This window comes from Acidovorax sp. KNOB132 (genome assembly GCF_057541515.1).
The window spans coordinates 1-604 of record NZ_BAAJYT010000651.1; the positions used below are offsets into that span (position 1 = coordinate 1).

The 604-nt window shown below is 74.7% G+C and carries 1 pseudogene; it reads left to right on the forward strand.

Annotated elements, in window-relative coordinates:
• Positions 1–604, forward strand: a pseudogene (locus tag AC27IO_RS25220) (hypothetical protein); the annotation flags it as partial.

Genomic DNA, 604 nt, shown 5'->3' on the forward strand with positions numbered 1-604 from the left:
CCATCCCGGGCTGCCCGCGCGCTGCATGGACCTGAGGCGCTGCTCGCGCAGGCGGGCGACGACCCCGCCATCGCCCAGGCCCGCACCGAGCGTGACACCGCCGCCGCGCAGCTGGAGAACGCGCAGCACACGGGCCTGGAGGCCGGCGTGTCGCTGTCGCAGTCGGTGAGCCGCGACATCGGCGGCCAGCCGGGCCGCAGCACCGTCGTCGGCGTGGATTTCTCCATGCCCCTGGAGTGGCGCGCGCAGCGCGACGCGGCCCGGGGCCAATTGCAGAGCGAGCGCGACCGGGCCGATCAGTTGATGGAATTGCGCCTGGGCGAATACCGCTCGGTGCTGGACCAGGCCCTGGCCGACTGGCAATTGCGCGGCGGCGAGATGCCCGGCTTTTTGAACCGGCTGCAGGCGGCCCAGGAGGGCCTGCGCGTGGCGCGCCTGCGGCTCGATGCCTTCGACGGCGACGGCTATTCGCGCCTGCTGATGGCGCGCTACGCCCTCTACCAGGCTTCGCTGCAGGTCGTCGACGGCTCGGAGCGCCGGGCGCTGGCCGCGCTCGACGTGCTGGCGCTCGGCAGCCCCTGCCCGCCGCAGCCGGGCGCGGCCG